The organism is Polyangiaceae bacterium (assembly GCA_020633235.1).
In the GTDB taxonomy this organism is placed as follows: Bacteria; Myxococcota_A; Polyangia; order Polyangiales; family Polyangiaceae; genus JACKEA01.
Window position 1 is genome coordinate 1 of sequence record JACKEA010000010.1, and the last position, 25000, is coordinate 25000.

At 67.0% G+C, this 25000-nt stretch carries 26 protein-coding genes (1 of these 26 cut by a window edge); 14 read left to right on the forward strand and 12 right to left on the reverse strand.

Going from position 1 to position 25000, the window contains the following annotated elements; translation table 11 throughout:
• On the forward strand, positions 1–230 hold a 230-nt coding region (locus tag H6717_39525), incomplete at its 5' end, for a hypothetical protein (protein MCB9583196.1).
• 31 nt (positions 231–261) lie between these two features.
• Here the strand turns inward: H6717_39525 and H6717_39530 are convergent.
• Positions 262–969, reverse strand: coding sequence for a tetratricopeptide repeat protein (locus tag H6717_39530; protein ID MCB9583197.1), 708 nt, complete (start codon positions 967–969; stop codon positions 262–264).
• A gap of 101 nt (positions 970–1070) precedes the next feature.
• Between H6717_39530 and mgtE the strand changes: the two genes are divergently transcribed.
• Positions 1071–2411, forward strand: a complete 1341-nt coding sequence (gene mgtE / locus H6717_39535) for a magnesium transporter (GenBank protein MCB9583198.1) — start codon at positions 1071–1073, stop codon at positions 2409–2411.
• A 171-nt stretch (positions 2412–2582) separates the two neighbouring features.
• Here mgtE and H6717_39540 read toward each other — a convergent pair whose 3' ends face one another.
• Positions 2583–2699 (reverse strand): hypothetical protein, encoded by a 117-nt coding sequence (locus tag H6717_39540; protein MCB9583199.1) that lies wholly within the window; start codon positions 2697–2699, stop codon positions 2583–2585.
• 2 nt (positions 2700–2701) lie between these two features.
• The gene (locus H6717_39545) at positions 2702–3496 is read right to left on the reverse strand and encodes a hypothetical protein (protein MCB9583200.1); all 795 of its coding nucleotides are present in this window, start codon (positions 3494–3496) and stop codon (positions 2702–2704) included.
• A gap of 378 nt (positions 3497–3874) precedes the next feature.
• On the opposite strand from H6717_39545, the gene H6717_39550 reads away from it, so the two are divergent.
• Positions 3875–5065 carry a hypothetical protein gene (locus H6717_39550; GenBank protein ID MCB9583201.1) on the forward strand — a complete coding sequence of 397 codons (1191 nt, stop codon included), beginning with the start codon at positions 3875–3877 and terminating at the stop codon, positions 5063–5065.
• A 550-nt stretch (positions 5066–5615) separates the two neighbouring features.
• Here the strand turns inward: H6717_39550 and H6717_39555 are convergent.
• The 3 genes from H6717_39555 to H6717_39565 form a co-directional block, all read right to left on the reverse strand.
• Complete coding sequence (locus H6717_39555) at positions 5616–6794, reverse strand: hypothetical protein (protein ID MCB9583202.1); 1179 nt, start codon at positions 6792–6794, stop codon at positions 5616–5618.
• A 105-nt stretch (positions 6795–6899) separates the two neighbouring features.
• The gene (locus H6717_39560; protein MCB9583203.1) at positions 6900–7439 is read right to left on the reverse strand and encodes a hypothetical protein; all 540 of its coding nucleotides are present in this window, start codon (positions 7437–7439) and stop codon (positions 6900–6902) included.
• 2 nt (positions 7440–7441) lie between these two features.
• On the reverse strand, positions 7442–7870 hold the full coding sequence (locus H6717_39565; protein MCB9583204.1) for a PQQ-binding-like beta-propeller repeat protein: 429 nt from the start codon (positions 7868–7870) through the stop codon (positions 7442–7444).
• A 28-nt stretch (positions 7871–7898) separates the two neighbouring features.
• On the opposite strand from H6717_39565, the gene H6717_39570 reads away from it, so the two are divergent.
• Entirely contained in the window at positions 7899–9029 is a 1131-nt protein-coding gene (locus tag H6717_39570; protein ID MCB9583205.1) for a hypothetical protein, read from the forward strand.
• Here the strand turns inward: H6717_39570 and H6717_39575 are convergent.
• On the reverse strand, positions 8925–11732 hold the full coding sequence (locus tag H6717_39575) for a TIGR03960 family B12-binding radical SAM protein (GenBank protein ID MCB9583206.1): 2808 nt from the start codon (positions 11730–11732) through the stop codon (positions 8925–8927). The two genes, H6717_39570 and H6717_39575, sit on opposite strands and share 105 nt — an antisense overlap.
• A gap of 458 nt (positions 11733–12190) precedes the next feature.
• Between H6717_39575 and H6717_39580 the strand changes: the two genes are divergently transcribed.
• The 3 genes from H6717_39580 to H6717_39590 all read left to right on the forward strand — a co-directional run bounded on the left by H6717_39580 (position 12191) and on the right by H6717_39590 (position 15378).
• The gene (locus H6717_39580; GenBank protein MCB9583207.1) at positions 12191–13000 is read left to right on the forward strand and encodes a hypothetical protein; all 810 of its coding nucleotides are present in this window, start codon (positions 12191–12193) and stop codon (positions 12998–13000) included.
• A gap of 190 nt (positions 13001–13190) precedes the next feature.
• Positions 13191–14549 carry an SGNH/GDSL hydrolase family protein gene (locus H6717_39585; protein ID MCB9583208.1) on the forward strand — a complete coding sequence of 453 codons (1359 nt, stop codon included), beginning with the start codon at positions 13191–13193 and terminating at the stop codon, positions 14547–14549.
• An 85-nt stretch (positions 14550–14634) separates the two neighbouring features.
• Positions 14635–15378, forward strand: coding sequence for a ferredoxin--NADP reductase (locus tag H6717_39590; GenBank protein ID MCB9583209.1), 744 nt, complete (start codon positions 14635–14637; stop codon positions 15376–15378).
• Here the strand turns inward: H6717_39590 and H6717_39595 are convergent.
• The 3 genes from H6717_39595 to fbp all read right to left on the reverse strand — a co-directional run bounded on the left by H6717_39595 (position 15369) and on the right by fbp (position 18005).
• Positions 15369–16016 (reverse strand): hypothetical protein, encoded by a 648-nt coding sequence (locus H6717_39595; protein MCB9583210.1) that lies wholly within the window; start codon positions 16014–16016, stop codon positions 15369–15371. The genes H6717_39590 and H6717_39595 overlap by 10 nt on opposite strands.
• Positions 16016–16906, reverse strand: coding sequence for a hypothetical protein (locus H6717_39600; GenBank protein ID MCB9583211.1), 891 nt, complete (start codon positions 16904–16906; stop codon positions 16016–16018). Before H6717_39600 ends, H6717_39595 begins: the two co-directional genes overlap by 1 nt.
• Positions 16907–16979: 73 nt before the next feature.
• On the reverse strand, positions 16980–18005 hold the full coding sequence (gene fbp / locus H6717_39605; GenBank protein ID MCB9583212.1) for a class 1 fructose-bisphosphatase: 1026 nt from the start codon (positions 18003–18005) through the stop codon (positions 16980–16982).
• A gap of 114 nt (positions 18006–18119) precedes the next feature.
• Here fbp and H6717_39610 point away from each other — a divergent pair, with 114 nt between their 5' ends.
• From H6717_39610 to H6717_39640, 7 genes are all read left to right on the forward strand, one after another.
• The gene (locus tag H6717_39610; GenBank protein ID MCB9583213.1) at positions 18120–19037 is read left to right on the forward strand and encodes a class I fructose-bisphosphate aldolase; all 918 of its coding nucleotides are present in this window, start codon (positions 18120–18122) and stop codon (positions 19035–19037) included.
• Positions 19038–19110: 73 nt separating this feature from the next.
• On the forward strand, positions 19111–20583 hold the full coding sequence (locus H6717_39615) for a leucyl aminopeptidase (protein ID MCB9583214.1): 1473 nt from the start codon (positions 19111–19113) through the stop codon (positions 20581–20583).
• Complete coding sequence (locus H6717_39620; protein ID MCB9583215.1) at positions 20584–21300, forward strand: hypothetical protein; 717 nt, start codon at positions 20584–20586, stop codon at positions 21298–21300.
• Positions 21301–21308: 8 nt separating this feature from the next.
• Positions 21309–22022 (forward strand): hypothetical protein, encoded by a 714-nt coding sequence (locus H6717_39625; protein ID MCB9583216.1) that lies wholly within the window; start codon positions 21309–21311, stop codon positions 22020–22022.
• Between the two features lie 4 nt (positions 22023–22026).
• Positions 22027–22206 (forward strand): hypothetical protein, encoded by a 180-nt coding sequence (locus H6717_39630; protein ID MCB9583217.1) that lies wholly within the window; start codon positions 22027–22029, stop codon positions 22204–22206.
• 6 nt (positions 22207–22212) lie between these two features.
• A complete protein-coding gene (locus tag H6717_39635; protein MCB9583218.1) occupies positions 22213–23112 on the forward strand; it encodes a peptidyl-prolyl cis-trans isomerase in 900 nt (299 codons plus the stop codon).
• On the forward strand, positions 23109–23756 hold the full coding sequence (locus H6717_39640) for a hypothetical protein (GenBank protein MCB9583219.1): 648 nt from the start codon (positions 23109–23111) through the stop codon (positions 23754–23756). Before H6717_39635 ends, H6717_39640 begins: the two co-directional genes overlap by 4 nt.
• 148 nt (positions 23757–23904) lie before the next feature.
• Here the strand turns inward: H6717_39640 and H6717_39645 are convergent, their stop codons facing one another.
• Positions 23905–24261 (reverse strand): hypothetical protein, encoded by a 357-nt coding sequence (locus H6717_39645; protein ID MCB9583220.1) that lies wholly within the window; start codon positions 24259–24261, stop codon positions 23905–23907.
• 454 nt (positions 24262–24715) lie between these two features.
• A protein-coding gene (locus H6717_39650) for a histidine phosphatase family protein (protein ID MCB9583221.1) crosses the window boundary here: on the reverse strand, positions 24716–25000 show its final stretch. 330 nt of this gene lie beyond the right edge of the window; 285 of the gene's 615 nt are visible here — the last part of the coding sequence; its start codon lies beyond the right edge, outside the window; it ends in the stop codon at positions 24716–24718.

Sequence of the window (25000 nt, forward strand, 5' to 3'; positions counted from 1 at the left end):
GCGGCACGGGCGGCTCCGGCGGCACGGGCGGCTCCGGCGGCAGCGGTGGTGCTCAGTGCATCGACAGCGGCTGCAACGGCTTCGATCCGGGGTCGTGCTGCAGCGGCGCGTACTGCGCCGTCTGGGGCAAGTGTGTCGTGTGCAAGAACAACAACGACGGCTGCAGCTCGGACGCCCAGTGTTGCAGCGGATCGTGCAAGTGGTCCAACGGCTGGTGGCGGTGCGGATAGACGGGTATCGCGCCGCCCCGACAATCAGAAATCAAAGCTGCGCCAGCATCTTGCGCGCGCGGCGCGCCCACTTCTCGTCGCGGCGCTGCACGAAGTCCGGCGAGGTTTCCCAGTTCGCGAGGCCGCGCTCCAGCACCTCCCGGGCGCGAGCGGTGCGGCCGTCTTCTTGGAGGTAGTGGGCGAGGGCGACGTGATGGTTCACCCGGGTGCTGATGGCGACCAGGCCTTCCAGCACCTCGACGGTGTCGTCACGCTGCCCGTTTCGCCATAGCGCTTCGGCGTAGTCGAGGGCGGCGCCGTAGTCGCGGTAAGCGTTGTCCTCACCCAGGAGCTTCTCGAGATACTCCACCGCTTCGTCGAAACGACCATCGCTCATCGCACAACGCGCCAGGCCGTGGAGAGATTGGAGGTTTCCGGGATCTTGCTCGAGCACCTCGCGGAACAGCGGCTCGGCTTCCTGGAAGCGCTCGGCGCCCTCCAACGCGTCTGCCAGCTCGAGCTTGTTGGCTACGCTCGGCGTTTCCTGCAGCTTGCGGTGAAGGCGGCTGACGTCCTTCGTGCCAGCTCCCGGCAGACGGCGACCGAGATCCCAGTCCTTCACCTTCACCAGCGCGAAGTAGATGAGGCTCCCGAACGGGACGAACAGGATGATCAAATACCAGTAGTACTCGGCGCGCCGTCGGATCGCGTCGATGATCATCCAGATAGTGAAGGCGCTGGCGGCGTAGTACAGGAACAAGGTCGACCGGGAACCTTTCGACGAAACGACGAGCTGTCAAGCGCGAGGCATTGCGTGCCCCGCCGGCCGCGGGATAGCGTGCCGCGAATCGGAGTCGCTCGATGTCCGCAGAACCCGTGATCGACAGCGAAGACGGAACGGCACTCTCCGAGGACGAGCTGCGCGACGCCTGGCCCGCCCTGGCCACGGAGGAGCGCGTGGACGGCTTCCGCATGCTGCCGGCGGAGGAGGCGGACGATTTCTTCCTCACGCTGATGCCCCTGGGCCAGGCGCAGATCATCACGGGTCTCCCGCGCGGGCAGCGTCGCATCTGGATGCGCCTCTTGGCGCCGGACGACGCGGCGGACGTGCTCCAAGAGGTGGAACCGGAAGAACGCGCGGAGCTGCTCTCGCTCTTGGACGAGCAGACGCGCCGCGAGGTGCAGGCGCTGATGGCCTACGCCGAAGACGACGCCGGTGGCCTGATGAGCACGCGCTTTGCGCGCGTGCGGCCGGACATGACGGTGGACGAGGCCATCCGCTACCTGCGCCGCCAAGCGAGCGAGAAGCTCGAGACGCTGTACTACGCCTACGTGCTCGACCCCGCGCAGAAGCTCCTGGGCGTCGTCTCCTTCCGTGAGCTGTTCGCGGCGGCGCCCGGCAAGACGGTGCGCGAGATCATGGACGACGACGTCGTCAGCGTGCACGCGGAGATGGACCAAGAGCACCTGTCGCGGCTGTTCGCGCGCCACGGCTTCATCGCCATCCCGGTGGTGGACGACGAGGGCCGCATGCAAGGCATCGTCACCATCGACGACATCGTGGACGTCGTCCAAGAAGAGGCCACGGAAGACGTCCAGAAGTTCGGCGGTATGGAAGCGTTGGAGTCGCCGTACCTGCAGACGCGCTTTTCCAGCATGGTGCAGAAGCGCGCAGGCTGGCTCTCGGCGTTGTTCATCGGCGAGATGCTCACGGCCAGCGCCATGTCCCGCTACGAGGACGAAATCGCCCGGGCCGTCGTGCTCGCGCTGTTCGTTCCGCTCATCATCTCCAGCGGTGGTAACTCGGGCTCCCAGGCGGCCACCCTCGTCATTCGCGCCATGGCGCTGGGCGAAGTGAAGCTCCGCGACTGGTGGCGCATCATGCGCCGCGAGCTGGGCGCCGGGCTGGCCCTCGGCCTCATCCTGGCGGTGCTCGGCTTCATCCGCATCGCCGTGTGGCAATCCATGTTCTCGAGCTACGGCCCGCACTGGGTCGGCGTCGGCATCACCGTGTCCATCAGCCTGGTGGGCGTCGTGATGTGGGGCACCCTCTCCGGATCCATGCTGCCCTTCGTGATCCGCCGCCTGGGCGCCGACCCCGCCAGCGCTTCCGCCCCCTTCGTGGCCACGCTGGTGGACGTCTCGGGTCTCGTCATCTACTTCACGACCGCCCACGTCGTGCTCAGCGGCGCCTTGCTCTAGATCTTCTGGGCTCTCCTCACACATTCGTGGGTGCCTGAGTGCGATGACGGAGCGCGCAGAGGGACGTGCCACTCGACTGGGTCATGGTCTTTCTGGTCCGGCGCGGCAAAGGGCCGAAGCGTTCCCCCTGTGCGGAACTACGAATGACATTCGCTGGCGAATGCTAACGAGTCAGCCCGGCGTGAGCCTGCGGAGCGCTTCACGGATCAGCTGGTCCAAGGGCAAGCGTTTGGCCTCTGTTTCGAGTGCCGCGACCACCTTGCAGCACTGTGCCTTCTTGAAGCCCATGGTCACGAGCGCCTGGCAGAGCTTGTCGCACTTGTCCTTCGCGTTTTGAGCCGCGTCTGCTTGGTTCGCCTGTGATCGGGCGCGCCGGATCTTCTCGTCGATGAGCTCGCTGCCGTAGGTTTGTCGTGCGTGGAGATCGTTATGTGCGGCACACAGCAGGCGACCGTTGCGCGCTTCGCCGCCGCCACCCTTGCCGCGCGGGTCGACGTGGTCGTACTGAAGGAACGCGCGCGCCGTGGGACATCCGGCTTTGGAAACCAGCGCGCGAGCACGATCAAGATGTCGCCTTTGGTCTTGCCGGCCACTTCTTGGAGCAGCTGAGCGTGGTTCTCGGCAGTGAGGCGCTTGGCGATCAGCGAAAGACCGGTGAGATGCAAGCGGCCGTCCGCGATCATCTCCAGCGCGAGGGGAAAGCTCTTCGCCGCGTGCGCGCCGGAAACGCTGCGATGCGCCTGGCCCTCACTCATCACGAGGCAGCGCACGCACAGATCGTAGAGCGAGGAGTAGCCGCGCACCAGGTGCAGCCGCCGCTCCTCGATGAGCGCGAGATGCACCAGAAGCCGCGCAACCGCGCGGCGACGCGTGGCGTTCGCGGATAGCGTACTCTGCCAGAGCGCGTCGTTCGAGAGCGCATCGAGCTCTTGCGGCCCATTGGATTCGTGACGTTCGTGGTTCTGGTTCGACATGAGTCCCCCTTGGGTTCCCAGCGACATACCACGCGAAATCCTGGCTCTTTCAGCGCCTTGCTGGTGCGCGTTCAGAGCGCTGGATGCTTTGGAAATCGAAACTAGACCCACTGTCCACCTGGGTTGACCACCTCCAATGCCACTCCGGCGAGAGCGGCGGACGGGGGCGCCGCCGTTGCCGCGCGTCGTTCGAGGGCGGACCAAGCGGCTGGAATTTCTGCAGCGATGGCGATCCGAGACGAGTGCGAAGCGGACGACAGAATTCGACACCGCGAAGGCGATTTCAGTTGACGAGATTTCGGACGCTCCGCGCTCTCATTTCGTCGCTCTCGTTCGCACAGTGCCTGCGCAGCACACGTGCGCCCACTGGGCGCGCGTTCGAAAGCAAATCGCTCTTCGAAGTGCCCGCGGGCTCGAAAGCGCCTCGAGGGGGCGCTGAAGAAGGCGAAATTTCCCATGGTATGCCGGAGGAAACCACGGGGGTTTGCCATGTCATCGTCCAAAGCCATTTCCGTAGAACTGTCTGCCACCGAGCGCACTGCGCTCTCCGCATTTCAAGACCTCTCCAATCGCGATCTCTGGTCCAGCGCGGTCGTCGCCAACGCCGGGCGGCGCAAAGCCACCGCGCACTTGGTCGCGCACCTCGCCGAAATCGACCGACGTGAGCTCGTGTACGACCACGGCTACTCCTCCATGTACGACTTCTGCGTGCGTGGCCTGGGGATGAGCGAGGGCACGGCGTATCGGAGCATCGCCGGGGCGCGGGCGGCGCTCTCGTTTCCGGTGGTGCTTTCGCTGCTCGCAAGCGGAGATCTGCACCTTTCCGGGCTTTCTCTGTTGGCTCCGCGGCTCACGGAGGAGAACCACGCGGCGCTGCTGGAAGAAGTCGCCGGCAAGACGGGCGCCGGGATTCGCGTCGTGCTCGCGCGCTGGTTCCCGAAGCCGGACGTCCCGGACCAGGTGAAGCCGCTGCGCACTGGCGGAAGGGGTCCAGCGCCCGGCGTGGAACCGCTTTCGGAAGGGCGCTTCGAGGTGCATTTCAGTGCCGGAGAGAGCCTGAAAGCGAAGCTCGAGCACGCCCAGAATCTGATGAGCCACGTGAGCCGGGAGCTGGAGGTCGTGATCGAACGGGCGCTCGACGCGCTGATTCGCGAGCTGGAGAAGAAGCGCTGGGGCGTTACGGACAAGCCGCGCCGCTCCCGCGGAACGAAGCCGGGCGAGCCCGGCCGTGCGGCCCGGCGCGAGGTGTACGAGCGCGACGGTGCCCAGTGCTGCTTCGTGTCGGAGTCCGGCGTGCGCTGCACGGCAAGGGGGTTTCTGGAGTACGACCACATCGAAGCCACCGGCATCGGTGGTAGCGATGGCGCCTCCAATGGTCGGGTGTACTGCAGGAGCCACAATTTGAATGCGGCCAAGAAGACCTTCGGCCGCGAGTACGTTGAAGAGAAGATTCGCCTTCGTCAGCGAAGGCGTTCAGACACCGAGGACACCGGGGACACTACCGACGCCGAGGACACCGAGGCGCGGGAGAAGCAAGACAAGCTCCTCTTGGCGTTGACGACTCAAGGCTTCAAGAAGGGCGAAGCCAAGAAGGCAACGGAAAAGCTCGCCCGAGAAGCCCGCACTCTCTCGTTACAAGAGCTGCTTCGGCGTGCCCTGGCGCTGCTCGTTCCGCGATAGGCGGGATGCGCGCGCGGGCTGATTCCGCGCCGGACCGACAAGCTGCCCGGTGGGAAGAATCGTCGCTGGGCCGCCGCTTGTGAGAGAGGTCCGACTCAGGTGAGCACTGGGGTTAAACCGAAACGCGCTCAGCGCGTACGGACGTGCGTCCAGGCACCCATCGTGGTGCGAGCGGTAGTGACGAGGCACGGTGCGCCCGAAATCTTGTCTACCAAATTCGACATCGGGTGGCGATTTTCTTCGGTGAGCACGCCGGCGCTGCGCGCATTCCATTCGCTGGCGAAGGTCACGCACCTGAGCGGCGACGACCTCTGAACCCTGTCTGCGTTGTTCGCCAAAGAAGCACCGGGCTCAATTGCGGAGCTCGACAATCTGCTGCGCCGCCGCTTTCACGATGGCCGAAACGTGGCGACAAGCGCACCAAGGCTGACGATCCCTCAGCCACGAACGCGTGAGGAGGCCTCTTCTTGTCGGTCCGCCGCGGAACCTCGCGGCCAAGCCAACCGCAGAGCCCGCAAAACATCTCCGCCGCCATGGGCACGCCCGCTGCTCACGATTGATCGTACGACGTGGCCACGATGCCGCAGGCATCGCAACGAAACGCGTACAGGATCCCCTCCCCGTGGTCTTCGAGATCTTCGAGCGCGAGCTGCGCGACGAACGGCATCCGGGACGAGCAGACCGGGCAGAGTGGATACGCTGCGTCGTTGATCCACGATGGGTGGCCACCCAGCTGCGATAGAGCGGACGCGAAGCACCAATCGACGGCAGCGTAGGCAGAACGCCTCGGGCCTCGACGGGCGCGGCGCTGAGGAAGCTCTGCCTCCTCCGGCTTGATAACCTTCTGTGATCCCTTGGCCACCCACCCGTCTCGGTCGAAGGCGGCGTGGGCGAAGACGACCGCGGTGTTGACGCAGTACGGGCAAGTGACGATTTCGGGCAACAGCACTACCGGCGCGGACCCGCAATGGGGGCAGTCACGGCCTGATTGCGGCGCGCAAACCGCGACCTCGCCCGTCTCGTCCAGAACGAGCGCTTCGCACCGCTGCGAGAAAAGACATCGAGGCTCTCCCCGCGACAACTCCCATCCTGCTTCGAGGGTGAAATCGCTCACAGGCACGTGCAGCTGTTTGGACCAGCTCGGCGGGTGCTCGGCCCACATGCGAAACGCTTGGATGGCGAGCGTGTTGCGGCTCCAGGCCAGCGCCACGAGGACGTGATTGCGGGTCAGGTTGTCTCCATCGTGTAGCCGATCCATCAACGCCCGCACGACGCCGTCGGGAGCTTCACGAAACACGTAGCCCGGGTAGACCAGGCCCGCTTGGAGCATGGCGCTCTGGACCGACCCAAGGGGCAAGCTGGAGAAATGAGCCAGATGCTGGGCGACGATGCGCAGTCTTTCGGGAGTGCTCCGCACGCTGCTCAGCAGACGCTGTCTCGCCACTTCGTCGAGAGCCCCGTACAGCTCTGACGCGGACCTCGGTGACGGTTTCTGGACTCTGAGCGGGTCGTACGTTGGCTCGTCGTGCAAAAGGAGGATGTGCTCCACTGGGTCCACGACCCCGCGAAAGCGATCTACCTCTACACGGTTCTGCTCCTCGTAGCGCAGCCGCTCTTGCCGCCCCTTGGCGTTGACGCAGGGCATGCAGTATCCGCCCGTGCGCTCCGCGGTAGCTGGGAGAATCGTGCCCGCGCAACCGGGCGTCTTGCACGGGAGTCGTTCGGTCACCAACGGCTGCGAGTATGCGTGCACGAACGTCGGAGCGGGCTGGCGCGGGCGCGAGGTTCCCTTCCTTCAAGGGTTCCGCGGCGGCTCGCGCCGCCCCGACAAACATCAGATTTGGCTAGCGCGGGCGAAGCCCCGGAGCTCGGCGAGCAGGATGTCGCGCTCGGAGGGCTCGAGGCGTGGCCAGCGCGAAAAGCGTGTGACCCAGTCGCTGCTGTCGACGCCGGCGGCTTCCAGCTCGCGCAGCGTGGCCACGGCGCCTTTCAAATGCGTACGGCCGGTTTCGTCGTCGGCCAGGCGATAGGCGGGGTCCGTGGGGAGCTTCGCGAGAGCGTCGATGGCGGCCAAGCGTTCGGCGATGTCGGGGCGCGTGAGCGCGAGGGCGGCGTCGAGGGAGAGCTCGTCGCGAGCGGTCGTCGGGAGGATCTCCGCGTAGTCGGCGTCGTCCACCTGGAAGCGCGTTCCGCAGCGGCGGCACTGCACGCTGGTGGCGACGCGACGTCCGCGTCCGAGGGGGATGAAGTACGCGTGCCACACGCTGCGGTGCTCGGTGACGGTGAGCCAGCGAAACGCGCGACACTCGGGGCAGCGATCGGCCACCACGCCGCGCTCGAGCTGCCGCTCCGTCGTGCCGAACAGGAAGAACATGGCTACTCGCTGCCGATGTCGTCGGCTTGGCGCACGTTGTTCGGGAAGCCGAGGGCAACGCTGCCCACGCCGCGGCCGGGCAGCGGATCGAACCACAACAAGTGGCCCTGATCGTCGAAGCAGGCCACCTCCCCGCGCGTGGCCAGGATCAAATGCCGCCCGTCGATCAGCATGGTGGGGCGACCAGTGTAGGAACCCGGGATGGCGGCGGTGCCGAGCAGCTTTCCAGTGGGGTACTCGAAGCAGTACAGCGACCTCCCGGTGGTGGCGAAGATGCGATTGTCCAGAATCGCGAGCTCCACCTCGCTGCGACCACCGATGTCATGCTCGAAGCGACGCGCGCCGGTGTTGCGGTCGATGCCGATGACGCGGCCATTGAGCCCGATCACGAGCAGGGAGCGATCGGGGGCGGAGGAATCGCGATAGGTCACGGGAGGAGCATACTGCTACGATTCGAGGATGCGTCATCTCGTGCTGCTGGCGCTGGCTCTCATGCTGGGTGGCTGTCGCCGACACGAGCGGCCAGAGAAGCCCGCGGCCATCGCGACTTCGACGTCGGCCTGCAACAAGGGGCCCGAGCTGACGGTGAAATTGGCGGGATTCTCCGACCGCCCCGTGCTGATGCACTTGCCGCCGGCCTACGACTGCGACAAGCGCCTGCCTGTCGTGATGATGCTGCACGGCGGTGGCGGCCGGAGCGAGCACGCCGCCGAGAGCACCTGCCCGTTCCCCTATACCGGGCTCGGCAAGAAGCACCACCCGCCGGACGCCGGAGCACCGGGTTGCCTCGACGCGCTGGCGGATCGCGAGGGCTTCATCGTGGTGTACCCGAGCGGCGCGCTGTCGAAGCACAACCCGGTGAAGGGGGCGCGCGCGTGGAAGATCGCCCCGGCCGTGGATGGCTACGTGTGCACGGGTCGGGGCGTTTGTGACGTGAAGGTGGACGAGCTATCTTACTTTCGCGCGCTGCTGAAGGAGCTGAAGGAGCACTACTTCGCGGACGGCTCGCGCATCTACTCCACGGGCATCTCCAACGGTGCACTGATGAGCTATCGGCTCGCGTGTGAGATGTCGGAAGAGATTGCCGCCATCGCGCCGGTGGCGGGGAGCGACATGTTCGAGCTCACGGGCAAGTGCAAGCCCAAGCGGCCCGTGCCCATCCTGCACATCCACGGTGCGGTAGACCCCGTGTATCCCTTCGAGGGTGGCGAGAGCCGCGTTCTCGGCGGACGCTATCTGAGCGTGTGCGAAGGACTGTTCGGTAGCGACCTCTGCGCGCCAACGGAGATCACGTCCAAGCGCCGGTTTCCAGGTTGGCTGGCGCGCAACGGATGCAAGCCGCCGCTGCAACGAGACGTGTGGGACCCGACTCCCGGCAACGCCACGCGCGTAATTCGCACACGACCGGATTGCCCGCCAGCGGGTGAAATCCAGCTGCTGCTCGACGAGAGCTCCGGGCACGCGTGGCCCGGCGGTTGGCAGTACCTACCCGCGCGGGATCGTCTGGTGCTGCCCGGTGTCGGTCCCGCCGGTCGCGAGATGAGCGCCAACGAGGTCATCTGGGCGTTCTTCGAGCGGCATCGGCGGTGACGACTTCCGGTGTGCCGCGAGCTCCAGCGGTGTGGTGCTGCCCGCAAGCATTGCCGCGCGTACGGCCACGTGGGGTAGCTCCTCTCCAAAGATGGCCGCGACGATCTCCGTGACCTTGGCGGCCCCGCTCTGATCCATCTGCACCGTGACGCTCAGCGGGATCACGTCGCCCACCACGCCGGCGCGGTCGAGCGCGCCCTGCCCACCGATGCTCAGGGTTTGCACGTAGTGACGCACGTTCACGTTCTTGCCGATGCCCTTCACGGTGCGGCGCACCGTGGCTTCTTCCCGGGCGAGGAACTCGGCGATGCGCGCCTTCACGTCTCGGGTGTCGCGCGGCAGCGCGATGACGTAGCGCGCCCCCGTGAGGATGCGCGAGATGCCGGGATCCTGCGGCCCCAGGTGGGCCGCGCCCAAGAACGCGAGGCCGCCCACGGCGGCCTCGTCCAGCCGCGCGGCGAGCTCGTCGGCGGGCGGCGGGTCGATGAGCTTGCAGTCGAGGTACTCGTCCAGGCTGGCGACGCCGAGGGACAGCGCCGGACCGAAGCTCATGTCCGGCTTCGGGTGGTAGCCCTGGGTGTACGCGGTGCGCACGCCGGCGCGACGGATCACCCGCGGCAGCTCTCGGATCAGATCCAGATGGCCGAGCAAGGCCGCGGGTCCGGTCTTCGCGAAGCGCAGGCGCACCCGCACCGGCGGGCCGCCGCTGCGCTCCGGCCGGTAGTCTTCCGGCCGGGCGCGCCGCACGGGCGCCCGCGCAGGCTCCGGTGGCTCGAAAGCCGCCATGCTGCGCAGCTGCACCAGCCGCTCCTCACGCATCTGCGTCAGATCGCAGGCAACGCCGCAGTCGTAGCAGATGAGCTTCCGGTGATCGGACTCGGCCTGCTGCACGTTGTCGTGGTGGATGAACATGCCCTTGGCCTTGCCGCAGGGCGGGCTCAGCCGGTTGTGCAGGGCGCGGCGGTATTCGCGGGCCAAAAAGCCTTCTTCCAGGCCGACGCTCAGGTGATCCCAGGGCAAGCGCGCGGTAACGGGCAACGTCGCGAGATAGCGGGACGTCTCGATGCCGAAGTGCTCGAAGGCCTCGTCCCACAAATCCATCCGCAGCTGGTCTTCCCAGGTGTCGAAGCGCGCGCCGCGCAAGAACGCGCGCTCGATCACGTCTCCCAGGCGGCGATCTCCCCGCGCCAAGATCCCTTCCAGCACGCTGGAGGGCGAATGATGCATGCGCAGCGTGAGCCCCTTCACGCCCCGCGCAGCGTCCGCAAGGAGCCCCTGCTTGTGGCGGATGGTGTCCGAGTCGTCCATCGCGCACCACTGAAACGGCGTGTGGGGCTTGGGCACGTGCACGCTGACGCTCACGGTGACCTTCGGTCGCTTGCCGACGCGCTTGCCCACCGCCAGCGCATTCTTGCCGACCTCCACGATGCCGAGGACGTCCTCGTCCGTCTCCGTGGGCAGACCGCAGATGAAGTACAGCTTCATCTTGTCGAAGCCCCGCGCGAACACCCGTTCCGCGGTCTCCAGCAGCTGTTCTTCCGTTACATTCTTGTTGATCACATCGCGCATACGTTGCGTTCCGGCTTCCGGAGCGAACGTGAGCCCGCTGGCGCGGACCTTGCGCATGTCGTCGAGGAGATCTTCCCCCAGGCCGTAGGCGCGCAGCGACGCCACGCCCAGGCTCACCCGCTCGGGCGCGGTCTTCTCCACCAACGTCTTGATCAACGGCGAGATGCAGGAGACGTCCGCGGTGGATAGCGCGGTGAGGCTGACCTCGTCCTGGCCGCTCTTCTCCAGGGCGGAGAGCACGGTGCTCACCACCGTCTGCGGATCCCGCTCGCGCACGGGCCGGTAGATCATGCCGGCCTGGCAGAAACGGCAGCCCTCGGTGCAGCCGCGGGCCACCTCGATGCTCATGCGATCGAAGATCGCCTCGGGGCCGCCCACGGGGCCGTCGTCCGGGAACGGAAAGCGATTGATGTCGTCCACCAATCGCCGCTCGACGGGCAGCGGCGCCCCGTCCCGCGCCGCCGAGACGACGCCGATGCCGGTGTCCGCGTCGATGGCGGTGTCATACAGCGAGGGGACGTACACACCACGGATTTGGGAAAGTCGGCGCAAGCGCTCCTCGCGGCCGAGCCCCGCGCGCTTGCCGTCCATCCAGCTGAGAGCGATCTCCGACGCGGCTTCCTCGCCGTCGCCGATCAAGATCGCGTCCACGAAGGGCGTCAGGGGCTCGGGATGAGTCGCGACCGGGCCGCCGGCGATCACCAGTGGATCGTCGTCGCTGCGGTTCGCCGAGCGGAGCGGAATGCCGCCCAGCTGCAGCATGCCGAGGATGTTGGTGTACGTCAGCTCGTACTGCAGGCTGAAGCCGACCACGTCGAAGTCACACAGTGGTCGCGCGCTTTCGAGCGAAACGAGCAGCTTGCCGTGGGCAATGAGCTCGTCTTGCATGTCGATCCAGGGTGCGTAGCAGCGCTCTGCCAGCGTGCGCGGATCGTCGTTCAGGAGCTTGTACAGGATACGAAAGCCGAGGTGGCTCATCCCGATGTCGTAGATCTCGGGAAACGCCAGACACACGCGGGCGTCGACGCCGCTCCAGTCCTTCCGTCGCACGCCGTGCTCGGCGCCGGTGTAGCGATTGGGCTTGGCGACGCGCTGCAGGAACGCGGCGTAGGGATGGGCGAACAGCTCCGTCACGGGGGCAGGGATAACTCAAAACTCCCGTGCCGGCAGGTTCGGCATGTCGCTACTGCCCCTGGTAGAACCTCCCAGGGCCCGAATTCTACGTAATCCTCAGGGCTCACGTTCCTTCTCGGAGACCACCGCCTGATTCCCCTCAGGCCCTCGAGAAATTCCAGAAACACGTTGGAAACCAAACTGTTACGACCGCTCCAGACGGGAGGCGGGGATGGAACAATTCGGCAGCGGCAGAATAGGAAAGGGGGGTTTCCGTCCAAGTTGACGTATAGGCGGGCTGGGTGGCGAAGCCGTCACCCACCTTGAATTGCTTGGAGACCGAGCACCCTGAAATTGGGCCGTTCGAAACAGTAGCGGGGAAGATTCGCGGTAGTCACCAGCGCGCGCGCATTCTGACGGTTTTGCTCGACTCCAGCGGTACAGAGCGCACTGGGGACAATTACAGGAGGAAGTTGAAAATGATTCGTCGCATTACGTCACTTGCCTTGGGCATTGCCATCGCCGCCATGGCGACCACCGCTTTCGCACAGGACGAAGAGGGTGGGGACGCTGCCGCCACGGACGGCGGAGACACTGCAGGAGCCGAAGAAGGCGCTGGCGGTGGAGACACGGCCACTCCCGCCGATTCCGGCGGCGACTCGGGCGGCGAAGCCAGCGCTTCCGGCGAAGCAGCTGCCTCCATGGACGGCGCTCCGGATGCCGGCGGCAAGATCAAGATCGGTCTGCGCGTCGGTTACGGCATCCCGATGGGCGATGCGGTGAAGGACGGGAAGCTGAGCGACGGCGTCAGCGGCATGATCCCGATCTGGCTCGACCTCGGCTACATGGTCACGCCGAACATCATGGTCGGCCTCTACGGCCAGTACGGTCTCGTGATGCTGTCCTCGGACCGCAAGGACGCTTGTGATGCTCTGAACGTGGACTGCTCTGCCAGCGACATCCGCTTCGGCATTCAGGGTCAGTACCACCTGTCCCCCGCCGAGTCCCTCGACCCCTGGTTCGGCCTCGGCATTGGCTACGAAATGCTGAACACCAAGGCTGGCGACGCCAAGAGCGGTCTGTCCGGTCTCGAGTTCGCGAACATCCAAGCGGGCGCGGACTTCAAGGTGGCGGACTCGTTCGGTGTGGGTCCATTCCTCAGCTTTTCCCTCGGCCAGTTCTCCAGCCAGTCGGCGGATCCGGAGCCCCCCGGCTTCGACAGCTCCATCAAGGACAAGGGCATGCACCAGTGGCTGACCCTTGGCGTGAAGGGCACCTTCGGTCTCTGATCGTCTCTTCACCAGCACGGAAGCGTCGTCCCGCAGGTCGGGGCGGCGCTTTCGCGCTTTGTGACCACGACGCCTCGCTGGTGCCGACCCCGCCGTCTCGAGCCAGTGAAGCCGTGTGCTCTTCTGTTGGTCCGCCGCGGAAGCCCGCGATTCGTCCCCTGCGCGTCCCGCGCGCTATCCTCCCGCTCCGTTGCCCCGACTGCTCGTCATCGCAGCGTTCGCGCTGAGCCTGCCCGCGTGCAAGACCAGTGACGCTGCCCCCGCGCCGCCCTCGGCGGCGCCGCTTTCGCCGTCCCCCGCGGCGGCGCCCTCCGGTGTGCGACCCAGAGCGCCGGTCGCCTCCGCAGCGCCACCGCAGGCAGCCAAGGCGACAGAGGCGCCCGTCCGCTACCCCTTCGATCGCACCCACTCGCCGATCACGCCGGACCTCGCGGCGCGGCTGCGTGGCATTGCCGCCAAGAACCCGAAGGCGCAGCGCGACGTGTTCGCCAAGATCGGCGACTCCGTCACCTTCAGCGACGACAACCTCCGCTGCTTCGCCCACAAGGAGCTGGAGCTCGGCAGCTACGCCGGCCTCTTGCCCACCATCGAGCGCTTCCGAAAGGGAAACGCTGCCGGGACGGATCCGTATCGGCGCGAGAGCGAAGCGGCGAAGATCGGCTGGAGTGCGTGGCAAGCGCTCAGCGGCAGCCCGTCGCCCGTCGATAGGGAGCTTTCGGCCCTCTCGCCGAGCATTGCGCTCGTGCAATATGGCACCAACGACATCGAGATCGGCGCGCTCCACCACTTTGCCGATCACTACTGGAACATCGTGGATCACCTGATCGACCGCGGCGTGGTGCCGGTGCTGTTCACCATCATGCCGCGCACGGATCGGGTGAAGGCCGCGGAGCAGGTGCCGCTCTACAATGCGGTCATTCGAGGCGTGGCGCAGGCGCGGCAGGTGCCCCTCGTCGACTACTTCCGCGAGATCGAGAAGCTGCCCGGCAAGGGTCTGGGCAAGGACGGCATCCACCCCACGACCTTCCACGGCCACCGCGGTCGCGATGCCTGCGCCCTGACGCCCGACGGCCTCCGTCACGGCTACAATCTCCGCAATCGGCTCGCGATCGAGGCCCTGTCCCGCGTGAGCGCCGTCCTGTCCGGCGCCCCTGCGCCAGATCCCGTCGCACCGCCCCTGTCCGGAACGGGCGCACCCGCGGATCCGTTCGTCATCCCGGGGTCGCCCTTCATCGATTCCCGGATCCTCCGCGGCGCGGGCACCCTGGACGGCTACGGCTGCAGCACGGCGCGCCCCGCGCCCGGCCCGGAAATCGCCTACCGGCTCGAGCTCCCGCGGCGCACCGCGCTGCGGATCTTCGGCTTCGATCGCGGCGGCGGCGAGGTCGACATTCATCTGCTCCGCGACGAACCGCGTCCAAACGCCTGCGTCGCGTCGGCCCAGCGCGTCCTTGCCACGACCGTCAGTGCCGGTCGCTATTACGTCGTGCTCGATCGCGCCAAGGGCGGCGTGACCGAGACGCTATTGGTCGTCTTCACCGATCCGTGACCGCGCCGAGCCAACAAAAAACACCCGTCATGGATCGAAGCCCCCGCCCTTTCAGGCTCCGGGCCGATGCACTATGCCTTGAGCCATGAGCGCATGGGTGGACGGGCTCGTCAGTGAACGACACGATTGGGCGGAGGGGCTCATGACCCTGCGCATCGATGCGGACATCGATCCTTTTCGCGCGGGGCAATGGCTGAACCTCGGGCTCCGCATCGACGGCGAGCTCGTGCGCCGGGCCTACTCCCTGGCGTCGGCTCCCGGATCGCCCCCGGAGTTCTATCTCACGCGTGTGTCCACCGGCAGCTTCACGCCGCGGCTGTTCGACCTCGAGCTCGGGGACGAGGTCGCCGTGGAGCGGAAGCCGCAAGGCTTCTTCACGCTGAACTACGTGCCGGACGTGCCGGAGCTGTGGATGGTTGCGACGGGTACCGGCCTCGGGCCCTTCATCGCCATGCTGCGCACCAACGAGCCGTGGCAGCGCTTCGAGCGCATCGTGCTGGTGCACGGAGTGCGCACCGCGGAGCACCTCTCGTATCGCGAGGAGCTGGAAGAGCGCTCTCGCGCGCACGACGCGCGGCTCACCTGCGTGCCGGTGGTCAGCCGTGAGCCGAACGCCACGGACGTCGTGCACGGTCGCGTCACCAGCAGCCTCGAGAGCGGCGAGCTGGAAAAGGCGGCGGGGCTCGAGCTCCACACGGAGCGGAGTCACGTCATGCTGTGCGGCAACCCGGAGATGATTGCCGACATGACCAAGCTGCTCGAGCACCGCGGCATGCGGCGTCACCGGCAGCGCCGCCCGGGTCACGTCTCGAGCGAAAACTACTGGTGACCGGGCTCGGGCCACGCGCCGTGGCGCGTGCTGGCGATGTGGTCCCAGGTCATCTCACTCTCGTCGGCGATCACGCGGACGAGCTGCACGTGGAGGATCACCCGCGTCACCTTGCTGGTCATCACCAGGCGCACGCGGCCCTTGTTGTCGAGCTTCTGGAACACGGCATCGCTGCCCGGCGTGGGCAACGGGTAGGAAAGCTCGTTGCCGTCGGGGGTGCGCATCTGGCCGCCCACCAGCTGCGCGCCGAGCAGCGTGTGCTTCTTGTCCGTGCGCCCTGAGGCCAGGTCGATGACCTCGATGCACGACATGGTGGCGTCCAGGTTGTAGACGCGGTTCTTGGTCCACAGCTCGTAGGTGGGGAGCTGCCGGCGCGCGAGGGTCGCCGGGTTCTTCACGGTGCGGACCTCGACCTCGACGGCGGGGCGCGGCTCCGCCACGGGCTCGGAAGGCGCCTCCACGGCGGCCGGCGGCGGGATGGGCGCTTCCACCTGCACGGCCGTGGGTTGTTCCGGCTCGGGCGCCCAGCCCAGCGGTGCGCCCACCAGCGTGGGCTCCACGTCCGGCGGTGGTCCGACGATGGTCGCCTCTTCCGGGAACTGTCGCTGTGTCTTGCTGAGCTTGCCGGATTTGCTCATCAGAACACGAAGCCCAACGAGAAGCGTCCCATGATGTAGACGGGGTGCAGGGGGCCGTTGATGTCCGCGTAGCTAGCGCCGGTTCCGCCGTAGGTGCGGGTCAAGGAGATGAGCTGCTCGCCATCGCAGCCGGAGGTGGTGGCGTCGTTCGAGCTGGTCGCGGTGGAGGGGTAGCAGCGCTCTTGCTTGTTCAGCTCCACGCCCAGGCCGATGCCGCCGGCGATGGTGAACGGGCCCCACTTCGCGTGGGAGCCGAAGAAGCCGTACAGCTGTCGCTCCGTGTGATCCACGGTGTCGATGCGACCGGCGTCGTCCTCCGTACGGTACTCGTAGCCGTAGTTGGTGAGGATCACGCGCAGCACGTGGCCCTCGAAGGGCTTTCCTTCGAGCCAGAAGCCGGCGCCAATGGAGGTGCCCGCCAAGCTGCCGATGCCGTTGGAGTGCTGGGTGAGCTCGCTCGGTAGCGAGCGGAACAGATTCATTGCCGGGGGTGAGTCGTTGACCACGAACACCGGCACCATCTCGAAGCTGATGAACTCCCACACTTCCACTTCGAGCTCGAAGCCGAGGCGTCCCTGGAGCAGCCAGTTGAAGGGATCCACCCGCACGGAAAAGTCGGGGATCTCGAAGCCGCCGTCGTCCGGCTTTCGGGGCGGGGGCGGCGCACCGTAGCCCTGCTGGCCGTAGCCCTGCTGCTGGCCGTAGCCTTGCTGCTGGCCGTAGCCCTGTTGTCCGTAGGGCTGTCCGTAGCCCGGTGGCGGCTGCTGCTGATAGCCAGGTGGGGGCGGTTGGCCGTAGCCAGGTGGGGGCGGCGAGCCGTACTGCGCGGCCGCCAAGGAGGTGGAGAGGAGCAGCGCTCCAGCGCTCGAGACTCCGAACAAAGCCCGCATGGGTCGAGCATAACGCGCCTTTCGCCCGCGAACCACGAGCGGTTCCGCGCCGCCCCGACATCCCATGGAAAAATCAGTCTTCGGAGACGAATCGCTCGAAGGTCTTCACGTCCTCGGTGGAACCGATGATCAGGGGCACGCGCTGGTGTAGCTCGCCCGGCACTACGTCCAGCACCCGGCCCTTGCCGGTGGAGGCCATGCCGCCGGCGGCCTCGAAGATGAAGGCGAAGGGATTGGCTTCGTACAGGAGCCGGAGCTTGCCGTTCGGATTCTTGAGGTCCGCGGGGTAGGCGAAGATGCCGCCCTTGAGCAAGGTGCGGTGGGCGTCGGCCACCAGGGAGCCAACGTAGCGGTGGGAGTAGGGGCGGCCGTCGGACTTGTCCAGCTTCTTGAGGTGGGCGTTCCAGCGCCTCACGCCTTCGGACCAGCGCTCGAAATTGCCTTCGTTCACGGAGTACAGGTTGCCCTTCTTGGGGCAGCGGATGTTCTCGTGGCTGAGGAAGAACTCGCCCGCGCTCGGATCCCAGGTGAAGCCATGCACGCCTTGACCGGTGGTGAGGACCAACACCGTGGACGAGCCGTAGATGACGTAGCCCGCAGCGGCCAGGTCGCGTCCCGGCTTCAGGAACGTCTTGGTTTCGACCGGCAGCTCGCTCTTGTCCACGCGGAGGATGCCGAAGATGGTGCCGATGGACACGTCCACGTCGATGTTGCTGGAGCCGTCCAGAGGATCCGTGGTCACCAGGTAACCGCCGGTGGCGTCCGGGAACAGCACCGGGTCGTCCAGCTCTTCGCTCGCCAGGCCCATGCAATGGCCGCGACGGCGCAAGACGGAAATCATGGTGTCGTTGGCGATCACGTCGAGCTTCTGCACGTACTCGCCCTGAACGTTCGTCTCCCCGGTCCAGCCGAGCACGTCGGCCAAGCCGGCGCGACGCACACGCCCGGCGATGAGCTTTGCCGCCAAAGCGATCTGATTCAAAAGGGACGTGAACGTCCCCGTCGCGGCCGGGCTCTTGTACATCCCCTCCAGGATGAACGTCTCCAACGTCGCGCCGGCGCGCGAGGAATCGGGTGGCTGCCAGGACGCGTTGGTCATCGTTTGCTCCTTCGCGGCGCGCTGTTGCGGGCCACGAGATATGGATCTACGTTCCGGGCCCGCATTCAAGCGATACCCGTCATTTTTGGACGCGTAGAAAAAAGGGGAACGAGCATGGCGCACACGGACCGCGTGAAGGAAATCCTCTCCTGGTACTCCTCCGACAACCCTGGCACCAAGACCCAGATCGCCCGGATGCTCAACACTGGCGCATTGGCGGGAACTGGCAAGATGGTGATCTTGCCGGTGGACCAGGGTTTCGAGCACGGCCCCCTGCGTTCCTTCGCCCCGAACCCGGACGCTCACGATCCTGAGTACCACTTTCAGCTGGCCATCGACGCCGGCTGCAACGCGTACGCTGCTCCCCTTGGGTTCATCGAAGCCGGCGCCTCCAAGTTCGCGGGCGAGATCCCCCTCATCCTCAAGCTCAACAACAGCGACACCTTGGCCAAGGTAGAGCCCTGCTCCGCGGTGACGGGCACGGTGGACGACGCGTTGCGTCTTGGTTGTGCCGCGATCGGGTACACGATCTACCCCGGCTCGGACTTCCGCAATCAGATGTACGAAGACCTGCGGGAGCTCACCTACGAAGCGAAGGCCAAGGGTCTCGCGGTGGTGGTGTGGGCGTATCCGCGTGGCAACGGTCTCAGCAAGGAAGGCGAGACGGGCGTGGACATCGCTGCCTACGCGGCTCACATCGCGGCGGAGCTCGGCGCCCACATCATCAAGATCAAGCCCCCCACGGCCCATGTGGAACAGGCCGAGAACAAGAAGGCGATCGAGAAGGCGAACATTCCGATTGCCACCTTGGCGGATCGCGTTCGCTACTGCGTGAAGGCCGCCTTCAACGGCAAGCGCATCGTGATCTTCTCCGGCGGCGCGGCCAAGGGCACGGACGACGTGCTCGAAGAGATCCGCGGCTTGAACGATGGCGGCGCGTTCGGATCCATCGTCGGGCGCAACGCGTTCCAACGCTCGCGCGCCGAGGGCCTGGACCTGCTGAAGAAGATCATCGCCATCTACAAGGGTTGAGGCTTTCCGTGCTTGATGCGGCGGATTGTCGGATGGCAGTATCCCGGCGCCGCACCAAGAGGAGAGCCAACCGATGAACATTCAGCCCGCGACGGGTAACTCCACCGCCCAGTCTACGGATGTGCTGGCCGTGTACGCATACGGCAGCGCGCTCAACAAGCAGAAGCAGCTCACCGAGCTCGACAAGGCTCTCGGCGGCGAGCTGCTCGCCCACGCTGGGCGCGTGGAGTTCGCGGGCAAGGCAGAGCAGGTGCTCGATCTGGTGAGCTTCTCCAAGATCAAGGCGAAGCGCATCTTGGTCATCGGGCTCGGCGACAAGAAGTCCGTGGACGAAGCGGGGATTCGCAACTTCGTCGCCAGCGCGGCCCGCTTCGCCAACGCGGCCAACGCCAAGAGCCTCGCCGTGGAGCTTCCGGAGGAGGCCAAAGATCTGCGGGTGGTCGGAGAAGCTCTGGTGCTCGGGGCTTATCGCTTCACCAAGTACTTCACGGGTGAGCGTGCGCCCAAGTCGGACCTCAAGGACGTGAAGCTCGTCGGCATGGGCCGCGGCGCAGCGGAGAAGAAGGCCGTCGCTCTCGGAGTGGAGGTGGGTCACGCCGTCTGCATCGCTCGCGATGCAGTGAACGAGCCTCCGAACGAGCTGTACCCGGAGATCATGGCGCAGGTCGCACGCAAGGTCGCCAAGAAGGGCAAGCTCAAGATCCAGGTCTTCGACAAGAAGCAGATCCTTCAGAAGGGCATGCTGCTCCACTACGCCGTGGGGCAGGGCTCGAGCCACGAGCCGCGCTTCATTCACATGACCTACACGCCCAAGAAGGCGAAGAAGAAGCTGGTCTTCGTGGGCAAGGGCCTCACCTTCGACTCCGGCGGTCTGTGCATCAAGCCGGCCCCCGGCATGGGGGAGATGAAGAGCGACATGGGCGGCGCCGCCGCCGTGCTCGGGTTGATGGCCGCGGTGGCGGCGGTGAAGCCGAACGTGGAGGTGCACGGCATCATCGGCTCCGCCGAGAACATGCCGGACGGCGCTGCGTATCGCCCGGGCGACATCTTCGGCTCCCTCTCCGGCAAATCAGTGGAGATCATCAACACGGACGCGGAGGGTCGCTTGGTGCTGGCGGATGCCCTGGCCTACGCCAGCAAGCTGGGCCCGGATCTGATCGTGGACGCAGCGACGCTCACCGGCGCGTGCGTGGTGGCGCTCGGCAAGACGTGCTCCGCGTTCTACACGTCGGACGAAGATCTCGCGAAGCGGATGGACACCTCCGCGGGTGAGGCGGGCGAGCAGTTCTGGCGCATGCCCTTGCTCGAGGATTTGCGCGAGCAGCTGAAGAGTGACGTGGCGGATCTGAAGCACACGGGCGACCGCTGGGGTGGCTCCATTTCCGCGGCCTTGTTCCTGCGGGAGTTCGTGGACGCACCGTCGTGGATGCACTGCGACGTGGCCGGCCCCGTGCTCGCGGATCGCGCGCGGGGCGCGTACCCCAAGGGCGGTACGGGGCACCCCGTGCTCACGTTCCTGCACTTGGTCGAGAGTCTGGCGCGCTGAGTGGCGCTGCGCTGGTCGGGGGTCGCCGTCGGAGTGCTGCTCTCGGCGGCGCCCGCCGCGGCGCACCTTCAGTACCCGCGCCTCACCGGCGAGCGCTCCATAGACATCGCTCTGAACGAGCACCCGATCCGCATTCGCTATCGGATCGGCCTGGGTGCGCGTTTGGCAGATGCCGAGCGGGGGCGCGCCGACACGGACGACCAGTTCGGCGTGAGCGCCGCGGAGGGCAACGCGGCGCTGGACGCCCACACCGACGCCCTGCTCGCGAAGCTCTCGGTGTGCACCGGGCGCACCCTGGAGCAGGTCAGCTGTCGGGCGTTGACCCATCGTGACGTGGAGCAGGTCGAGGCGCAGGGATGGGTTCCGGGAGCGTCCCGCGACCTGCACTTCGCCTGGACCCTGCGGTTGCGGGAAGACGCTGCGGAGATCGGCGCCCTCCGCTTGTCCGACGACTACCGGCCCGCCGGCATCGAGATCACGAACGTGCAGATCACTCCGCCTCAGGGGGTGAAGCTCCTGCGGGCGGGGGACGCCGCCCAGAGCTCTGCGGAGGTGATGAGCCTGCTCTCCGAGAACGAGAAGGCCCGCGCTCCGGGGCCGCGCGTGGTGGTGGCAGCGTGGCCGCCCCCACCCGCCACGGATTTCCGGATTTGGCTGGTGCTGGCCGCACTGGTCGTGATCGGCGTCATCGCGGCTCGCTGGCGCCGCTCGATCTGAGTACTCTGGTGCCGATGGTGTCAGCCGAGCGCGGAGCCGTGGACTTGGTGGTCCGCACCAACATGCTCCTACCCGGCATGTACGCGTGGGTCAGCACCGTGGCCACGCCGGCGTTCCGTCGCGAGGTGGGTTGGGGGCCACGCAGCCTCGCGCTGCTGTCCTTGTGTTTCCTGCTCGCAGGACCCTTGGTCGCCTTGGCGCGTCCAGGGCTCGGGCGCGCCCTGGGCATCTACGGCTTCGTGGCGACGGCGGTGGCGACTTGGCTCTGGGTTTCGCCCCAGATTGCCGTCGATCAGGTCGAGCCCATTCGTGCGGCCTTGGGCGCCGCGGGCTGGGCGCTGTTCGCCGTGGGCTGGGGTGCGGTGCGTTCCATCGGCCAGGTTCCGGAAGAGGACCCGCACGCCATCAAGGGACCTCCCTTGCCTGCGCGGGGTCATCTGCCGCCGATCGCCTATTTGGTGCTCGGCGTCGGTCTGCTGGGGGCCTTGGCGCCTCCGTTTCTCGCTTGGCGCGTGACCCGTCCGGAGCACGCGCTCTTGGGCCATGCCGTGGCGGTGCTGTGCTCCCTGGCGCTTCTGGGCGCCAGTGCGAAGATCGCCGTGGAGCGCGCCAAGTGGGCGCCGGTCCCTACCGCTTCCGCGCGGATCAACTCCGCGGCGGGTGCCCTGATGCTGCTGGGGGTGGTACTGGCGATGGGTTTCGTGTGGCTCTTGCTCCGTTGAGACCATGAAGATCATCGACGTCGCCACCATCGCCCTCCTACTCGCCAGCGCGGGCGCCTTTGCGGCCGGGGTGTACGCCCTCGGGGATCGTCATGACCTGGCGGCGCTGTACTGGCTGGTGGTGGGGGCGCTGGTGCTGCGGGCGGCGACGGACATGCTGAGACCCAAGTCCGGAGCGCGCTGAATCGCGATGCGGCGTGCGCTCTTGCTCGTCTGGGTGGTGGGTTGCAGCGAGCCGTCGGCGGCAACGCCCCCCAGCGTGGAAGATCTGCCGCCGGGTGTCGTGGCCCGCGTCGGTAGCGACGACATCTCTTCTCGGGGCGTGGGCCAGGTCGCGGCGGCTCAACGCATCACGCGAGAGCAGGCGTTGGACCGAATGGTGGCGGATGCGTTGTTCGCGGCGGAAGCCCGCGATCGCTTTCCGGCGACGGTGGCGGCTGCCGAGCGCGGAGCGGCCGCGCGGGCGTTGCTGGAGGAGCTTCAGCGCGCTGCTCGCGCCGCCGGGCCGCCTACGGACACGGAGGTCCAGCAGGTCACCGAGCGCCGCTGGTGGGACCTCGACCGCCCGCCCAGCGTGAAGGTGACCCACGCGGTGGTGCGCGTGAAGAAGCCGGTCGACGACTCTGCCGCCCGAGAGCTGGCCGAGCGCATCGCCAAAGCCACCGTGGGAGCCGAGAGCGCCGCCGACTTCGAGAAGCGCGCGACCGCGGTGCCGGCCAACGGCCTCACGGTGCTGGTCGAGCACTTGCCGCCGGTCACCGAGGACGGCCGCGTGGTGCCCCCGGAGCCTCCACCGCCGGACCAGCCGCAGGGACGCTTCGAAGAGCCGTTCGCGCGGGCTGCCAACGCCATCCAGAACGTGGGGGAGCAGAGCGGCGTGGTGCAGACGTCCTACGGCTACCACGTGATCTATCTGGAAGAGCGCCTGCCCGAGCATCGCGTCCCCCTCGAGGAACGGCGCCAGGCGGTGGAGGGCGAGGTCATCGCGAATCGCGCGCGCGCTGCGGAAACCGCCATCCTCTCCCATGGCCCGGCGGTATCCATCGACCGCGCGGCGGCGAGCCTGACGGGCAAGGTCCGGATCCAATGAGGGCTCGCCTGCGCAGCTTGTCCGGCCGCGACCAGGCGGCCAGCGCTTTCGGGGCCATCTTGCTCCGGCTGTGCGATAGCGTCGGCGCGCCCGGAGCCGCTCTGGTCGATCCAGAAGGCGAGACCGTGGACTACGCGGGCACCATAGACCCGTTCGACATTCGCATCGCCGCGGCGGAGCTGCGTCTGATCCTGAAAGAGGTTTCCGCCGTGTCCATCTGGTCGGATACGGACGAGATCATCCTGCGGGGATCCAAGAAGAGCTTTGCCCTGGTGGCGATGGAAGAAGGCTACGCCATCGTGATCCAGCTCTTGCCGCACTGTTTCTCCGTTTCCTATCGCGCGGTGTCGGAAGCCGTGCGGGAGGCTTCCTCCGAAGCGGGCCTGCCCTTGGCTTCGCGCTATGTGGAGGGCGAGCACTGGACGCGGGTGGAGGTGCGGCCGACCCCGGGTGACGAGCGAAGGCCTCACGCCATCTGGTACGGCGGCACGTGGTGCGTGGTCGAGGTCCTCGGTCGCTACCACGATGCCGATCTGGACCGCGGTGAGCTCGGCTATCGCGCCCGTCTCGCCAACGGCGCGGAGGTGGGCTTGGTGCGCGAGCAGCTCGGTCGCTGGTACGCGGAAGAGCTGCCCCAGCTGTGAGCCGCCGTCACAGCCGCAAGTGTGAGGCGTAAGGCGCGGGCCGCGGGCGCCGCCGTGAGCCGTCGCTGTGAGCCGCCGCCGTGAGCCGTGAGCCGTCGCTGTGAGCCGCCGCCGTGAGCCGTCGCTGTGAGCCGCCGTGAGCCGTGAGCTACTCCACGCCGCGCTCGCGATAGCGCGCGTTGTACTCGCGGCGGTACACGCGGTGACAGTGGCCGCATGCCGACTCCGCCGTGTGCTCCTTGCCTGCCCGTGCGGCCGCAGCGCCGTCTTTCGCGAACTTGTTCCAGTTGTGCCACTCCTTCGGCCGCGGGTTCATCGCCACGAGTGCGTCGAAGGCTTCGGCCAGCTCCTCGTTCTTGCCCTTGGCCATCGGCGCCGCCATGTTCACGCGCATCCACTGCTGCAGCGGGCAGGGAGGCTTTCCCGGCGCACCGCAGCTGGGCGCTTCGTCGGCGCGCGAGCTGCCGGCGAGGGCCAACACGGCGATCATCCACGTCCAGCGCATGCGCGCAGCATGCCGTCGGTCGACGCAAGTTTCCATCGCGTTCTCCCCGCCGACCCGGGCCAACCACCCTCCGCGGGCCAAGATCGCGTCGAGCCTTCCGCGCCGACATCCTCGGTCGAACTCCGTGAAGCGCGAACACCGCGCCGCCCCGGTCGGACGCTCCAAGGTCGTCTCGGTGCCCACCTCACGCCGCCGCAAACCCACTCTGTGAATCCGCACCAACGCGCGGCCACGAGCCGCTCTGTGAATCCGCACCAATCGGGTGTCGTGCCGTCGCAAAGCCACTCTGTGAATCCGCAGCGATCCGGGCAACGCGCCGCCGCAAAGCCACTCTGTGAATCCGCACCAACACGCCGCCACCATCCGCGCTGTGAGTCCGCACCAATCCGGGTATCGCGCCGCCCCGACATTCTCCTCAGGATCAGTCTTCTCTTGTTGGTTCGACGCGGAAGCGTCAGGTGATCGGACGCGCGTGGTCGACGATGCGGTAACGCCCGGCACCGTCGGAGTCGACGGCAGTGAACGCGCAATTGCCGACCCACCTTGGGCGCGTGAGCTTGCCCAGCGACATCGCCGCCAACGTGATCCAGTAGCCATGCCCAACGACCGCGACGCACTCGTGGGGCAGCGCGTCGAGCAGCGCGAGCACGCGGAGCACCCGTGCGCGCGCTGCCACGGGCGTCTCGGTGTCGGCGCGTCCGCGTAGCCACCGGATCATCTGCCACACGGACAGCACGCC

Coding starts and splice junctions, on each gene's coding strand:
- H6717_39630 (MCB9583217.1), top strand. CDS start 22,027: ATGAAGATCATCGACGTCGCCACCATCGCCCTCCTACTCGCCAGCGCG.
- H6717_39580 (MCB9583207.1), top strand. CDS start 12,191: ATGATTCGTCGCATTACGTCACTTGCCTTGGGCATTGCCATCGCCGCC.
- H6717_39615 (MCB9583214.1), top strand. CDS start 19,111: ATGAACATTCAGCCCGCGACGGGTAACTCCACCGCCCAGTCTACGGAT.
- H6717_39600 (MCB9583211.1), bottom strand. CDS start 16,906: ATGCGGGCTTTGTTCGGAGTCTCGAGCGCTGGAGCGCTGCTCCTCTCC.
- mgtE (MCB9583198.1), top strand. CDS start 1,071: ATGTCCGCAGAACCCGTGATCGACAGCGAAGACGGAACGGCACTCTCC.
- H6717_39595 (MCB9583210.1), bottom strand. CDS start 16,016: ATGAGCAAATCCGGCAAGCTCAGCAAGACACAGCGACAGTTCCCGGAA.
- H6717_39540 (MCB9583199.1), bottom strand. CDS start 2,699: ATGGGCTTCAAGAAGGCACAGTGCTGCAAGGTGGTCGCGGCACTCGAA.
- H6717_39640 (MCB9583219.1), top strand. CDS start 23,109: ATGAGGGCTCGCCTGCGCAGCTTGTCCGGCCGCGACCAGGCGGCCAGC.
- H6717_39610 (MCB9583213.1), top strand. CDS start 18,120: ATGGCGCACACGGACCGCGTGAAGGAAATCCTCTCCTGGTACTCCTCC.
- fbp (MCB9583212.1), bottom strand. CDS start 18,005: ATGACCAACGCGTCCTGGCAGCCACCCGATTCCTCGCGCGCCGGCGCG.
- H6717_39645 (MCB9583220.1), bottom strand. CDS start 24,261: ATGCGCTGGACGTGGATGATCGCCGTGTTGGCCCTCGCCGGCAGCTCG.
- H6717_39550 (MCB9583201.1), top strand. CDS start 3,875: ATGTCATCGTCCAAAGCCATTTCCGTAGAACTGTCTGCCACCGAGCGC.
- H6717_39570 (MCB9583205.1), top strand. CDS start 7,899: ATGCGTCATCTCGTGCTGCTGGCGCTGGCTCTCATGCTGGGTGGCTGT.
- H6717_39635 (MCB9583218.1), top strand. CDS start 22,213: ATGCGGCGTGCGCTCTTGCTCGTCTGGGTGGTGGGTTGCAGCGAGCCG.
- H6717_39560 (MCB9583203.1), bottom strand. CDS start 7,439: ATGTTCTTCCTGTTCGGCACGACGGAGCGGCAGCTCGAGCGCGGCGTG.
- H6717_39590 (MCB9583209.1), top strand. CDS start 14,635: ATGAGCGCATGGGTGGACGGGCTCGTCAGTGAACGACACGATTGGGCG.